Below are 12,912 nucleotides of genomic sequence, written 5' to 3'. Positions count from 1 at the left end.
AGACTTCTATGAAATTTCGTAAAAATCAAACACTTCCATTGGGTTACTTACTTTTAATACAGGTAAGTATAGCCCCTCTCAGAGGCAGCGGAAATGCTATCAGTTGATCGCCAGGGAAGGGGAATCATAAATGGACATTCATGCGGTAATTTTAGACAAAGTGAGTAAAAAAAGCATCCACAAAAAGAGGCTTAAATATTTATAATACCATGCAAAGTTGAGGAATCCTTGACATATAGACTAGCACAGTACGGCACGGTCTTTTTGGTTACCGGTGTTTTGTTTCTTCTTGGTCTGCACCAACGATAGCAGCGCGGCAGCCGGCAGGAGATTGGCCCGTCCAGCGTAAAAATGCGCGCCGGAAGCTGGAGGTCTCGGCATAACCAAGTGTTTCAGCAATTTCACTGATGGGCAAGACAGTATGCGCCAGATAGTCTAATGCTAAATCGTGTCGAGCACGATCCAATAGGTGTTGAAATGCACTATTCGACTGCTCAAGCCGCCGGCTGAGCGTTTTGGGAGACATATGTAAGGTTTCGGCAACCAGATTTAAAGAACCATAGCGACTCGGACTAGAGCGCAATAGTAATAATACTTGCGTGGTAATGTCATGGACCTGTTTTGCGGCCCAATCCTTATGCAAATGTTCGCAGTACTCCCTCATCATATGATATTGGATGGGATTCGCTCGAGGGAGTGGCATGGTGAGCAGCTTAGCCGGAAAGTACATGGCATTTTCCGGCGCCCCAAATTGGGCCTCGCAACCAAATAGTTTAGGATAAAGAGACGCGTGCGTAGGGTATTCTTTATAGGCAAAAGTGAGCCGCTCAATGGCGAGTGGCTGACCTAAAACATCGCTCATTTGCATATGCCATGACGCCAGGCACATATCTGTATTGACGACCATTAAGTCTGGTCGATAACGATAGTCGCTAGCAATGGCGACGGCCATTTCGCCTTCAATCCGTAAGCTTTGTTTGAAGTAGCACACGGGCAGTAATGGAAAATCGAATAAGCACTGCAACGCATCGCCTAGCGTCGGTGCCGCCATCATGGTTGCGCCGAGAATGCCATACGTATAGAGATCAAGCGATTTGCCAATCAGTAAGCCAACGGATGAGTCTTGGCTAGCAGTTAATATATTGCCAAATACCGAGAGTTCTTGCTGATGGGTCACCATCTTCATTTTATCTGGATTTTGCAGATCATCTAGCGTCACCCCGCTATTGGCCAGGATGGTCTGCGCAGGAATGCCGATTTTCCCGCCGACTGTGACCGCGACGGCAATCGCCTGCAGCGGTGCGGGCGCATTAGCGGGCGACATGGCCTCATTGACCCCTTTTGCATGAAACCACGCCAGACAGTTAGATAATAAGTGTTCGCCGATGCCTTGCCCTTCGTATTCAGGCCGGATAAAGAGCCCGAAAATATGGGGATAAGGGTTCAGCGTCCCGCAGCAAACTCCAACCTTTTTCGCTCCATCCAGGCAAATCCAGCTACCTTCCTCCTGAAAAATCTGCAGAATTCGATCTCTATCGAGTAAATGAACTTGATGCGAACAAATTTTATTTTCCGATACAGAAAAACGGATATCGTAAAAATCCCCTATATCGTTTGCATCGATTTTTCTGAATTCAAACGACATTCTTTAAAATCCTTAAAATTCGAAGTTAAGCAGCGTGCCTGGCGGCATGTAATGGCTGGTTGGCAGCGTTCCGAGGTAGATTTTGGCTTGACGCTAGGAGTTTACTTGTCCAAATCATGGTTTCGCACAAAAGCGTGTTGCAAAGTCGCAACCGCTTTTCGCAAGTCACCTGCTTCAGTGATCGCCCGCACGACGGCTGCGCTGCCCACGCCGGTGGCTAATACGTCAGCGAGTACCGTCTCATCAATCCCGCCAATGGCCACCAAGGGTACCTGTTTTTTAAGTAACTGCACATAGTACGCAAGCCGAGTTAACCCTTGCGGCGCGGTTGGCATGGATTTGGTGGTGGTCGCAAATACGGCACCTAATGCAATATAGCTGGGTTGGAGGTGGCACGCAGCCAGCATTTCATAATAGCCATGGGTCGATAGCCCAAGCCGCAAGCCTGCGTTGGCAATCGTCTGCAACTGCGCTGTCTGTAGATCCTCTTGGCCCAGATGAACCCCATAAGCGCCCGCCTCAATCGCCAACTGCCAGTGGTCGTTAATAAACAGCCGCGCATGATAGTGGCGGGCTGCCTGTACGGCCCGTTTGATTTCTGCTTGGAGCGCCGCGTGCTCGAGGGTTTTGGCGCGCAATTGAATCGTCTTGACGCCTAACTCAAGCAAGCGTTCGACCCAATCGGCACTGGCTACAACGGGATAGAGTCCGAGTTGCCAAGGGCAGGCAGCAAAGGGTATGCTGGGGCGCACTGCAGCGAGCCCCAGCACGCGCGGAAAGTCAGTATAGTCAACCGGCCAGGCATTGCTCTCCGCTCGATGAGGTTCACGCCAGGCATGGGCCAGGACCAGCGCATCAGGCGGCATAAAACCACAATCAAGAAATGCAGCAAGCGCTGCGAGCCAATCGTCTGATCGTTCACCGGCTAATGGATAGACTGTGCCGCCAAGTCGCAGGGTGATGGTTTCAGCTGTTACGGTGAGTACGCCAGCGGCTGCAGCAAAATGGCCGGGCTCATGCTGATCGGCATCCTTCGTAAGCGTGTCGCTATGCAGAATGATTAAATCATTCGCGTCAATAGACTGGGGCAGAGTGCTGCATAAACGCCACCGTACAGCAGGCGATGGCCACTGGCCTAAATCAGCGCGAATACGCATGGTTGCGGCTAGCAGCGGGGCCGCAGGCGGCCAAAATGTTATGTGGCTCGATAACGCGTGTGCAGAGGTTTGCCCGTTCATATTTTAGGTTGTTCTTATGGCGTTGGAGCTTGATGCCAAAACGGCATGCCGACTACCGGGGTACTGGCCTGCGCGCTATCGCGTACCGGCATCGGTCCAGCTAAATAAGCACGACGACCGGCCTGGACTGCTTCAGTAAACGCGCGTGCCATTTGTACCGGGTAAGTGGCTTGCGAGACGGCAGTATTTAATAGCACGGCATCAAAGCCCCATTCCATCACTTGACACGCATGGGAGGGGACGCCAAGGCCAGCATCGACGATTAACGGCACGTCAGGCAGTCGTTCGCGTAATAAACGTAAACCATAAGGATTAACGATGCCTTTGCCGGTGCCAATCGGTGCGCCCCATGGCATCAGCACCTCGCAACCCGCATCCAGCAAGCGTTGTCCAACCACCAGATCCTCGGTGCAATAGGGCAGCACTTTAAAGCCTGCTTGCACGAGCTTGGCCGCGGCCTCGACTAAGCCGATGGTATCGGGTTGTAAGGTGTAGTCATCACCAATCAGTTCGAGCTTGATCCAGTCCGTGCCAAACACTTCGCGCGCCATCTCAGCCGTGGCGAGCACTTCTGGCACGGTATGGCAGCCCGCGGTGTTAGGTAAAAAAGGGATCGCATGGTTTTTAAGCGTGGTGAAAAAACCGGTGTCCGATGCTGCTGCACTCATCTGGCGGCGTAAGGCAACCGTCAATAACGCCGGCTGCGCGGCTTCAATGGAATCACTAAGAATTTGTAATGATGGATAACGGGCGGTACCGAGCAATACACGGCTGCAAAAGGTTTGGCCGTAGAGCGTTAAGGTGTCGTCAGGAGGTGTGATCAAGTTCATTGAATACTCAAGATATATGTTGTAAATAAATGATTGTTATCAACTTTTTTAATTTTTTATCCGCCCATAACCGGCTGCACTACATCGATGCAATCGCCATCTTTGAGCAGATGCTGAAAATAATCTGCCTGGGCCACAAAGACCCCATTAACCGCTGCTGCAAACGGCGGATGCGCACCGAATGCCGCCAGGGCATCGGCCAAGCTGGCGCTGGGGAGTAGCTCGAAAGAGCGTTGATTAAGTAGAACTTGCATAAATTAACCTATAGCGGGCAGATGAGTTGTTTGAAATAAGCTGGGCCAGCGTGTCTGCTGGCGCCATACGTTAAATGTATCGGCATTGACGATGGTGCCGTCAAGCAGCCGCTCAATCATAGCGAGCGCTTGCTGGCAGATGGCCGGCGCAATTAAATAGCCATGCCGAGATAAGCCGTTAATGCGTAGTATACGTGCTCCATCCCAGGTAATGGCGGGCAGGTGATCCGGCAAAGTTGGGCGGCATTGGGTATTGAACTCAAGAATCCGTGCTTCACCAAATGCTGGGTGTACCGAAAAAGCGGCGCTTAATAATTCAAGCGCACTGCGCACACTGACAGCTGATTGATCTTCGCTTTCAATTTCAGTGGCGCCAATCACGTATACATCGTTTTCTTTCGGGGCAATATACAGCGGGTAACGTGGATGCAGAAGCCGTATCGGTCGGCTCAGGCCAATGCCTGGAGCATGGATCCGGATGACTTCGCCGCGCACGCCACGTAAGGCGGGCCAGCTTTGTTGGGCGCCCAGTCCGCGGCAGTCTATCACCAGGCCAGCGCTAGGTAACGCGCGATCGTCAATCGTCGTCCCCCAGTGCAACTCGGCCTGATGCTGGGCCAGTCCTGCGGCTAAAGCGGTGAGCAGTTGTCGGTTGTCGAGTTGACCTTCGTGCGGCAGCAGCAGGGCTTGCGAAAAGCGCGCGCCCAGCGCCGGCTCAGTGGCTTGCATCGCTGCACCTTGCAGCTTAATAATACCGTGTTGTTGCAGGTCAGCGGACAGATGAGCGCGCATGCCCTGTTCAAATAACTGGGCCTGGGTACGATCTACCGTATGCCAGATGACCAGGGTGCCATGGCGCTGAAAAAATACTGGCTCTGGCAATTTAGCCAAGATCGTCGGCCAGAGTTCAAGCGACTCCATGCCGAGCTCGGCAATCAAGGCTTCAGAGAGCGCAGCTTCCGCCAGCGGCGCTAACATACCGGCTGCGACCCAGGCGGCGGCCTGGCTGCCAGCCGCATCTCCCCGTTCATAAAGTACCACTCGGCGCCCGCTACGAGCCAACTGCCAGCCGATTAAGCGGCCCACCAGTCCACCGCCGATAATGGCAATCTCAGGCGAGGTGGCAACTGCGTGCAGAGCGGCACGAGCCGTATCTGTTTGAGGAATAGTTTTCAAAATTTAAGCATTAAACCGAAAAGAAAGCATACCGAACACGATTAGGCCATTAATTTAACCTAAACATCAGCATATAATATGGAATTTGGTCCAATTTGAAAACCCATGGTTAAAGCTCAGTCCGCTCAACTCGAACTTAAAGACGGTATGGGGGAACTCACTGCCGACTCGCTACCGAGCAACTATGAAGCGGCTCTGGTTGAGCTTGAGGCCCTCATTAGACAGATGGAAGAGGGCGGTTTGAGCCTTGAGGCATCGCTCAATGCTTATCGGCGCGGGGTCAGCTTAATGACATATTGCCGGCTGCAACTTGAAAAAGTAGAACAGCAAGTCCGCGTGCTCGATGGTGAAATGCTCAAACCGCTTGAAACTGGCAATTCGCCGCTCGGTACGTAAATTTGTATGAATTTTGAGACATGGCGGCAGGCTATTGTGGCCCGCACTGAACAAGCGCTGGATACTTATTTACCTACCGTTGCCCAGCAACCGAGCCGGTTGCATCAGGCGATGCGCTATGCGTTGTTGGGTCATGGCAAGCGCATCCGGCCGTTGCTCTGTCATGCGGCGGGCAGTATCACGGGAGCGCCCTCTGCGACGCTTGATGTCGCGGCAACTGCGCTGGAGATGATTCATGCGTATTCGCTGGTCCATGATGATCTCCCGGCGATGGATAACGATGATTTGCGGCATGGCAAACCCGCAGTCCATATCGCGTATGGTGAAGCGACTGCGTTATTGGTCGGCGATGCGTTGCAGGCACAGGCTTTTATTACTTTGACCCAAAACTCGCTCGCGGGCTCGCTGCAGGCCGTGCTGGTGCGCGAGTTAGCCACGGCGAGTGGTTCGCTAGGCATGGCGGGGGGGCAAATGATTGATTTGCAAAGCGTCGGTGGCCCGCTTTCGCTAACCGCGCTGGAAACCATGCACCGGATGAAAACCGGGGCTTTATTGGCCGCCGCAGTGCGCATGGGTGCTGCCTGTGGCCAAGAGACGGGCGCCGTTAAACAGGCGCTGGATCACTATGCTGCTGCGATTGGACTTGCCTTTCAGGTGGTGGACGATATTCTTGATGTGAGTGCAAATTCGGCAACGCTTGGCAAAACAGCGGGCAAAGATAGCCAAAACGGCAAGCCAACCTATGTCTCCGTACTTGGACTCGACGCCTCGCAGCGTTTGGTTAGCCAATTGCATCAGCAAGCGCAAGTAGCGCTTGCGCCACTTGGAGAGCAAGCGGGTTGGCTCGCCCGCTTAGCTGATTTAATGGTTGAACGTGTATGTTAACCTGCCTTTAATGGTTGAACGCTATGTTAAGTCTATCTTAATGATTGAGCGTGTAGATTAAACCTATCTATGATGTATCTTCGTCGCGCTTCTTTTTTAGTGCTAGCCAGAGCCGCCCTAGCTAAAAAAGGGTTAAAACTCCCCCTATTAGAGTGGAGTCACAATGAGAATCGAGTCACATGTATAAGTTGTTAAATACGATTAATGAGCCAGCTGAGCTACGTCGACTTAAGCATAGCCAGTTAGAGCGCTTAGCCGATGAATTGCGTGCTTTTATACTCGATAGCGTATCGCGTACGGGGGGGCACTTGTCCTCTAATCTGGGCACGGTTGAACTTACGATTGCGCTGCACTATGTCTTCAATACACCTGATGACCGAATTGTGTGGGATGTGGGGCACCAAGCCTATCCTCATAAAATTCTGACTGGCCGGCGCGAAGCCATGTCAACGCTGCGTCAGTTAGGCGGGCTTTCTGGCTTTCCATGCCGCCGCGAATCTGCATATGATACGTTCGGCACAGCGCATTCAAGCACCTCGATTTCAGCCGCGCTTGGGATGGCGCGCGCCAGTCAATTAAAAGGCGAAGAGCGTTTTGCGATTGCCGTGATTGGCGATGGAGCGATGACTGCTGGCATGGCTTTTGAAGCAATGAATAATGCCGGTATTTATGACGATGTGCCCTTGATCGTGATCTTAAACGATAACGAGATGTCGATTTCTCCACCCGTGGGAGCATTAAATCGCTACCTCGCGCGGCTGATCTCTGGTCGCTTTTATGCGACGGCTAAAAAAGGCATTGAACAACTCTTAAGCGGTGCTCCGCCAGTGCTCGAATTTTTGCGCCGGATGGAAGGACACGCGAAAGGCATGGTGGCGCCTGCTACGCTCTTTGAGGAATTTGGTTTCAACTACATTGGCCCAATTGATGGTCACGATTTGAAATCCCTGATTCCAACGCTCCAAAATCTCAAAGAACTGAAAGGGCCGCAATTTCTGCATGTCATCACTAAAAAAGGGCAGGGCTACAGCCTGGCTGAAGCTGATCCAGTGCTCTATCATGGCCCCGGAAAATTTAACCCGGCCGAGGGCATTAAGAGTGCTGCTGCGGCTCGCAAAACCTATACACAGGTGTTTGGTGAGTGGCTGTGCGATATCGCTGAGCAAGATGAGCGAGTGGTTGGCATTACACCTGCCATGCGCGAAGGTTCGGGCCTGATTGAATTTGAGCAACGTTTCCCTGATCGTTATTACGATGTTGGTATTGCTGAGCAACATGCCGTGACTTTTGCCGGCGGCTTGGCGGTTGAAGGGTTAAAACCCGTGGTGGCGATTTATTCTACTTTTTTGCAGCGTGCTTATGATCAATTGATTCATGATATCGCACTACAAAATCTCCCGGTATTGTTTGCCATTGACCGTGCTGGCCTCGTCGGCGCAGATGGCGCAACACATGCCGGCACTTATGATATTGCGTTTTTGCGCTGTTTGCCAAATATGACGGTGATGGCGGCATCAGATGAAAACGAGTGCCGGCAAATGCTTTACACGGCACTGCAACAGCCAGGCCCGACCGCAGTGCGGTATCCACGTGGCGTAGGCCCTGGCGTCACCGTAGAGAAACAGATGAGCGCATTACCACTTGGCAAAGGTGAGGTGCGGCGTACCTCTAGTCAACCTGCCGGCCAGCGCATTGCGATTCTGGCCTTTGGCGCGATGGTTGCGCCAAGCTTGGCAGCAGCCAATGTACTAGATGCCAGCGTAGCGAATATGCGCTTTATTAAGCCGCTGGATGACGCCCTCGTGCAGCAACTCGCCCAGTCGCATGACGCGCTGGTCACCGTTGAAGAGGGCTGCGTGATGGGCGGGGCAGGTTCCGCCTGTATTGAAAGCCTATTAGCCGCAGGCATTCAGCGGCCTGTTTTACAATTGGGCTTGCCTGATGATTTTATTGCTCAAGGTGACCCAGCGCGGCTGCTGGCAAATTGTGGCTTGGATAGCGCCGGTATTGTACAGGCCATTCGTCAGCGTTTTGCCACCCATACAACCCAGAATTTAAGCGCTAACGCGCCAAAATTAGTTATATAAAAAGCTCAGGAATGTGTTGCTATGAGTAATGTATTGAACCCCGTTTTTGTTATGTCCGATGTGCAGGGCAGTATTGATACTCGCCAAATCCCGATCCAGCGGGTGGGTATCAAAGCCGTGCGCCATCCGCTCACAGTGCGAAGCGCCACGGGCGCTAGCCAGCCAACCATTGGCCTTTTTGACCTGGATGTGTATTTGCCAAGTGAGCAAAAAGGCACGCATATGTCGCGCTTTATCGAGTTACTCCAAGCAAGCACGATAGACGCGGTGACGGGGGAGGCAATCCCGCTTGACCTAGCCGGATTTCAGGCAATGCTGATGAAGATGCTGGCTAAATTAGAGACTACAGCAGGTCGAATTGAGGCCACTTTTCCCTACTTTATCAATAAAACCGCACCGGTATCCGGCGCCAAAAGCTTGCTTGATTATGAGGTCAGCTTTATTGGCGAAGCGCGTGACGATAGCAGCCGGATTTTTTTGAAAGTGCTGGTGCCGGTGATGAGCTTATGCCCATGCTCAAAAGAAATTTCTTTATACGGCGCGCACAATCAGCGTTCGCACCTGATCATCAAAGCTGAGTTAAATGATCATCAACTCCCGGTTGAGGAACTCATACGAATTGCCGAAGAGTCCGCCTCTTGTGAGTTATGGGGGCTATTAAAGCGGCCAGATGAAAAATTTGTGACCGAACGCGCGTATGACAATCCAAAATTTGTCGAAGATTTGGTGCGCGATGTGGCGAGCCGGCTTAATCAAGATGACCGGGTGGTCGCCTATATGCTTGAGGCTGAAAATTTCGAGTCTATACACAATCACAGCGCTTATGCGCTGATTGAGTGCGACAAGCGACAATGAGTGGTAGCCAAGCCGCAATGAATGCGACAAGCAGCAAAGCACCTCAAAGCGTACTTAAATTGAGACACTGAGGCGGAGCAGCATTTAAATCGCAGCCAAATCCCAGCGTGGCCGCACCGTAAAAGCGTAATGCTTATTGGCTTGTTCTGGCCAACGCTGTAACCTGAGCGCACCAGCCAGCGCAATCATTGCGCCATTATCGGTACATAATTCTGGGTCTGGATAATGCACATCAAAGGCATACTTTTGTGCCGCGACTTTAAGCGCGGCGCGCAACTGCTGATTAGCGCCCACTCCGCCGGCTACGACCAGCCTGTTTAGGCCTGTTTGTTTAAGGGCCTGCACGGATTTTGTGGTGAGGACATCAACTGCGGCATCGACAAAACCGCGGGCAAGATTTGCCTTGGCCTGTTCGTCAAGTGGCTGGCCGTATTGCTTTACCTGCGTGAGCACTGCTGTTTTAAGCCCGCTAAAACTGAAGTCGAGATCTTTTGAGTGGAGCATTGGCCGTGGCAGGACAACCGCTCCTGGCGTACCGGTGGTCGCTAACTGTGACACGGCCGGGCCGCCCGGATAATCTAGCCCAAGCAATTTCGCGGTCTTATCAAATGCCTCACCTGCCGCATCGTCGAGCGTTTCACCCAACATTTCGTAATCGCCGATATCGGTCACGCGCATTAACTGCGTATGGCCGCCCGAGACCAATAAGGCAACAAACGGAAATGAGGGTGGATCGTTGGCCAGTAATGGCGAGAGCAAATGTCCTTCCAAATGATGGATGCCAATCACCGGCTTATCCCACGCTAGGCCAAGGCCATTGGCAATGCTGGCGCCTACCAGTAACGCGCCGGCGAGTCCAGGGCCTTGCGTAAACGCAATCGCGTCAATTGCCGCGGGCGTAATGGCAGCTTGCTCCAAGATCTGTTGCAGGAGGGGCAGCGCGCGCCGAATATGATCGCGCGAAGCCAGTTCAGGCACGACACCGCCATAGGCGCGATGCATGTCAATTTGTGAATGCAAGGCATGCGCCAATAGACCGCGTTCTGTTTCATAAAACGCGAGTCCGGTTTCGTCGCAAGAACTTTCGATACCGAAAACGAGCATAAAGATAATAAGTTAACGAGAGTTTTGTTTAAGGTTTAGCTGCTACCGAAGTCTATTTTCGTCAAACAGAGATAAATGCGGCTTGCGATGGATGCTCACCCTCTTGATGTTCGCCAAACAAATTTTTGGCAGCCTGAAGCATTGTCTCATATTGCGAATGCCCTGGTCTCCGGATTAGGTTCAACTCCCATTTGGCCTAATACTCATCGTTTGGACGCCGTGTAATGGGCAAAACACTCAATGCCTTGCACTCGCTTGATCTGATTGAGCTAGACAAATCGATACATGGCATCCGGTTTACGGACCAGGGATTAGCTCGACTTGAAGAGATTACCTACTATTTCTATAGCAAATTTGCTAAAGATAAATGCGATGAAATTCCGGATACGCGGGACGAAAACTACAAATGGCCGATCAATCAGCATTATGCCGTCACTGTGCGGCGAGAAGATCGGCTCCGCTTCGAAAAATATGAAGTTTCTATGAGCAATAATTTTATGGAAAAGCTTAGACATTAAAGGCGAGAGGGGCGAGATATTCTTGCTTCCTGAAAGTTCTCGTCTCTCTTAGATATTTTTGCGTTACTTGCTCAATGCAATAAAGGTAGCACACACGATCATCAGCAAGGCACATCCTTTATTCAATAGCCTGATGAATCTCGTCGACCCAAAAAGGTTTCTGAGCTTTGTTGCAAAGATTAACCAGATTGCATAGACGAATCCCACCACAACCGCCATGGTCGCTACTAGGATAAGCAGTAACGTAAACTTTCGATCAGCACCACTAACGAAAAATGGCAAGACCGAAACATAAAATATCATTATCTTTGGGTTCCCGACACTCAGGAATATTCCAGCGGCAAACATATTTTTTGAAGTCATTTCTTGCCTGGAAGCTTCAATACGAGCATCCGCTTTCCATAAATTAAAAGCAATATACATCAGATATGTTGCGCCGAGCCATTTGATAGTAGTAATAATATAATCGGCATGTCCGGGTAAAGCACTTAAACTGAGGTAAGCAACAGACAACCAGAGAGCTTCCCCAAGCAACATGGCAAAAATATAATACGCTATTCCCTTGTTTCCTTTAGATAATACATGTGCCACTAAAAAGACAATATTAGGACCCGGGATATTTGCTGCAGAAAATAATATCGATGCGAATAAAACAATTTTGCTTACTAACATCACTTTATCCTAGAGGTTAATGTGTATGATCTGATCTGACAGTTCGAAATTCAAGTTTCTAAATGAGGGGTAGCGGAATGCAGGTTGGATTGAGAGGGGACATCAAAAAGGCTTGCAAGAAGCTACGCTTGAAATACTAGAAATATGTTGGCGGAAGGTGTGGCGCTTGATTTTATCAAGCAAGTGACCAAGCTTTCTGAAGATAAAATTTTAGCACTTATGTAATATCTCATCGTTAGGTATATTGATGGCGTCCTGTGAGCGCGACAAAAGATACCTGTATCCAGCTTGTCACCGGTAGGTCGCTTTCCTCAACGGATTCAATCTTCTAAACGCAATTGCGCCAATCGCCGCGGGCGTAACGGCGGTTGCTCCAAGGTCTGCTAGAGTAAGGGGAGCGCGCGCTGAATACTATCGCACGAAGATTTCTTTCCCTATGCTATAATGTCGACCTTTGAATTGCCCTAAATTTTATAAACTCACTCTGAACACATGACCACTATTCGCGTTAAAGAGAACGAACCGTTCGAAGTAGCAATGCGGCGCTTTAAGCGCACAATTGAAAAAAATGCACTTTTAACTGAGTTGCGCGCACGCGAGTTTCGCGAAAAGCCAACAGCTAAGCGTAAACGTAAAAAAGCAGCCGCAGTCAAGCGTCATTTCAAGCGTTTGCGTGGTCAGATGCTGCCTAAAAAACTCTATTAATTTTTTAACTGTTGCTGGCCTGCTGCTTTTCTGAGTAAGCAAACATTGGATGGAAAGCACATCATGACTCTCAAAAATCGCATTACCGAGGACATGAAGGCCGCCATGCGCGCCCGCGAGGCGGATCGACTAGGGACGATCCGTTTATTGCTGGCCGCGATTAAGCAACGTGAAATTGATGAGCGCATCGAGCTTGATGATACGGCCATTTTCGGTGTTATTGACAAGCTGATTAAGCAAAGAAAAGATTCAATCGTTCAATTCCAAAATGCTAGCCGGCTTGATTTGGCAGCGAAGGAAGAGGCCGAGCTTGTCATATTGCAAGGGTATATGCCGCAGCCCTTGACTGAGCAAGAAATTGCCGCCGCAATCCAAGCTGCAATGACGCAGGTAAGTGCGGTTGGCCCTCAAGATATGGGGAAAGTGATGGCGTTGCTTAAAAGCAGCCTGCTTGGCCGCGCCGATATGACAGCGGTTTCAATGCAGGTTAAAGCGGCATTGTCAGCAGCACGTTAATGAGCTTATTGTATCTGCTCTAAGCGAGCAC

At 50.8% G+C, this 12,912-nt stretch carries 14 protein-coding genes; 7 read left to right on the top strand and 7 right to left on the bottom strand.

Features of this window, described 5'->3' with window-relative positions:
* Positions 1–268: 268 nt before the first annotated feature.
* From NQD60_RS04610 to NQD60_RS04590, 5 genes are all read right to left on the bottom strand, one after another.
* Positions 269–1,645 carry a GNAT family N-acetyltransferase gene (locus tag NQD60_RS04610; protein ID WP_257099828.1) on the bottom strand — a complete coding sequence of 459 codons (1,377 nt, stop codon included), beginning with the start codon at positions 1,643–1,645 and terminating at the stop codon, positions 269–271.
* 101 nt (positions 1,646–1,746) lie between these two features.
* Positions 1,747–2,883, bottom strand: a complete 1,137-nt coding sequence (gene thiE / locus NQD60_RS04605) for a thiamine phosphate synthase (RefSeq protein WP_257099827.1) — start codon at positions 2,881–2,883, stop codon at positions 1,747–1,749.
* A gap of 14 nt (positions 2,884–2,897) precedes the next feature.
* Positions 2,898–3,713, bottom strand: coding sequence for a thiazole synthase (locus NQD60_RS04600; protein WP_223691103.1), 816 nt, complete (start codon positions 3,711–3,713; stop codon positions 2,898–2,900).
* A 56-nt stretch (positions 3,714–3,769) separates the two neighbouring features.
* Complete coding sequence (gene thiS, locus NQD60_RS04595) at positions 3,770–3,967, bottom strand: sulfur carrier protein ThiS (protein ID WP_257099826.1); 198 nt, start codon at positions 3,965–3,967, stop codon at positions 3,770–3,772.
* A gap of 3 nt (positions 3,968–3,970) precedes the next feature.
* Positions 3,971–5,104 (bottom strand): FAD-dependent oxidoreductase, encoded by a 1,134-nt coding sequence (locus tag NQD60_RS04590; protein ID WP_257101270.1) that lies wholly within the window; start codon positions 5,102–5,104, stop codon positions 3,971–3,973.
* Between the two features lie 186 nt (positions 5,105–5,290).
* Here NQD60_RS04590 and NQD60_RS04585 point away from each other — a divergent pair, with 186 nt between their 5' ends.
* The 4 genes from NQD60_RS04585 to folE2 all read left to right on the top strand — a co-directional run bounded on the left by NQD60_RS04585 (position 5,291) and on the right by folE2 (position 9,366).
* Positions 5,291–5,539, top strand: coding sequence for an exodeoxyribonuclease VII small subunit (locus tag NQD60_RS04585; protein ID WP_257101269.1), 249 nt, complete (start codon positions 5,291–5,293; stop codon positions 5,537–5,539).
* Positions 5,540–5,545: 6 nt separating this feature from the next.
* Positions 5,546–6,424 (top strand): polyprenyl synthetase family protein, encoded by an 879-nt coding sequence (locus NQD60_RS04580; protein WP_257099825.1) that lies wholly within the window; start codon positions 5,546–5,548, stop codon positions 6,422–6,424.
* Between the two features lie 179 nt (positions 6,425–6,603).
* Positions 6,604–8,511: a 1-deoxy-D-xylulose-5-phosphate synthase gene (gene dxs / locus NQD60_RS04575; protein WP_257099824.1), complete on the top strand. Its 1,908-nt coding sequence runs from the start codon at positions 6,604–6,606 to the stop codon at positions 8,509–8,511.
* A gap of 21 nt (positions 8,512–8,532) precedes the next feature.
* Positions 8,533–9,366, top strand: coding sequence for a GTP cyclohydrolase FolE2 (folE2, locus tag NQD60_RS04570; protein WP_257099823.1), 834 nt, complete (start codon positions 8,533–8,535; stop codon positions 9,364–9,366).
* Positions 9,367–9,450: 84 nt separating this feature from the next.
* Here folE2 and tsaD read toward each other — a convergent pair whose 3' ends face one another.
* On the bottom strand, positions 9,451–10,470 hold the full coding sequence (gene tsaD / locus NQD60_RS04565; RefSeq protein WP_257099822.1) for a tRNA (adenosine(37)-N6)-threonylcarbamoyltransferase complex transferase subunit TsaD: 1,020 nt from the start codon (positions 10,468–10,470) through the stop codon (positions 9,451–9,453).
* Positions 10,471–10,694: 224 nt separating this feature from the next.
* Here tsaD and NQD60_RS04560 point away from each other — a divergent pair, with 224 nt between their 5' ends.
* On the top strand, positions 10,695–10,988 hold the full coding sequence (locus NQD60_RS04560) for a hypothetical protein (protein WP_257099821.1): 294 nt from the start codon (positions 10,695–10,697) through the stop codon (positions 10,986–10,988).
* 63 nt (positions 10,989–11,051) lie between these two features.
* Here NQD60_RS04560 and NQD60_RS04555 read toward each other — a convergent pair whose 3' ends face one another.
* Positions 11,052–11,660, bottom strand: a complete 609-nt coding sequence (locus tag NQD60_RS04555; protein WP_257099820.1) for a LysE family translocator — start codon at positions 11,658–11,660, stop codon at positions 11,052–11,054.
* A 492-nt stretch (positions 11,661–12,152) separates the two neighbouring features.
* On the opposite strand from NQD60_RS04555, the gene rpsU reads away from it, so the two are divergent.
* Positions 12,153–12,365 (top strand): 30S ribosomal protein S21, encoded by a 213-nt coding sequence (rpsU, locus tag NQD60_RS04550; protein ID WP_223691084.1) that lies wholly within the window; start codon positions 12,153–12,155, stop codon positions 12,363–12,365.
* A 63-nt stretch (positions 12,366–12,428) separates the two neighbouring features.
* Positions 12,429–12,881 (top strand): GatB/YqeY domain-containing protein, encoded by a 453-nt coding sequence (locus tag NQD60_RS04545; RefSeq protein ID WP_257099819.1) that lies wholly within the window; start codon positions 12,429–12,431, stop codon positions 12,879–12,881.
* Positions 12,882–12,912 lie beyond the last annotated feature (31 nt).

Origin of the sequence: Mycoavidus sp. SF9855 (genome assembly GCF_024582735.1) — a bacterium.
GTDB lineage: Bacteria > Pseudomonadota > Gammaproteobacteria > Burkholderiales > Burkholderiaceae > Mycoavidus.
Note: the sequence above shows the minus strand (reverse complement) of the source record. Positions and strands in the feature narration are given on the sequence as shown.

Excerpts from the sequence above, each read along its gene's own strand:
- NQD60_RS04610 (WP_257099828.1), bottom strand. The coding sequence starts at position 1,645 with ATGTCGTTTGAATTCAGAAAAATCGATGCAAACGATATAGGGGATTTT.
- thiE (WP_257099827.1), bottom strand. The coding sequence starts at position 2,883 with ATGAACGGGCAAACCTCTGCACACGCGTTATCGAGCCACATAACATTT.
- NQD60_RS04600 (WP_223691103.1), bottom strand. The coding sequence starts at position 3,713 with ATGAACTTGATCACACCTCCTGACGACACCTTAACGCTCTACGGCCAA.
- thiS (WP_257099826.1), bottom strand. The coding sequence starts at position 3,967 with ATGCAAGTTCTACTTAATCAACGCTCTTTCGAGCTACTCCCCAGCGCC.
- NQD60_RS04585 (WP_257101269.1), top strand. The coding sequence starts at position 5,291 with ATGGGGGAACTCACTGCCGACTCGCTACCGAGCAACTATGAAGCGGCT.
- NQD60_RS04580 (WP_257099825.1), top strand. The coding sequence starts at position 5,546 with ATGAATTTTGAGACATGGCGGCAGGCTATTGTGGCCCGCACTGAACAA.
- dxs (WP_257099824.1), top strand. The coding sequence starts at position 6,604 with ATGTATAAGTTGTTAAATACGATTAATGAGCCAGCTGAGCTACGTCGA.
- folE2 (WP_257099823.1), top strand. The coding sequence starts at position 8,533 with ATGAGTAATGTATTGAACCCCGTTTTTGTTATGTCCGATGTGCAGGGC.
- tsaD (WP_257099822.1), bottom strand. The coding sequence starts at position 10,470 with ATGCTCGTTTTCGGTATCGAAAGTTCTTGCGACGAAACCGGACTCGCG.
- NQD60_RS04560 (WP_257099821.1), top strand. The coding sequence starts at position 10,695 with ATGGGCAAAACACTCAATGCCTTGCACTCGCTTGATCTGATTGAGCTA.
- NQD60_RS04555 (WP_257099820.1), bottom strand. The coding sequence starts at position 11,660 with ATGTTAGTAAGCAAAATTGTTTTATTCGCATCGATATTATTTTCTGCA.
- rpsU (WP_223691084.1), top strand. The coding sequence starts at position 12,153 with ATGACCACTATTCGCGTTAAAGAGAACGAACCGTTCGAAGTAGCAATG.
- NQD60_RS04545 (WP_257099819.1), top strand. The coding sequence starts at position 12,429 with ATGACTCTCAAAAATCGCATTACCGAGGACATGAAGGCCGCCATGCGC.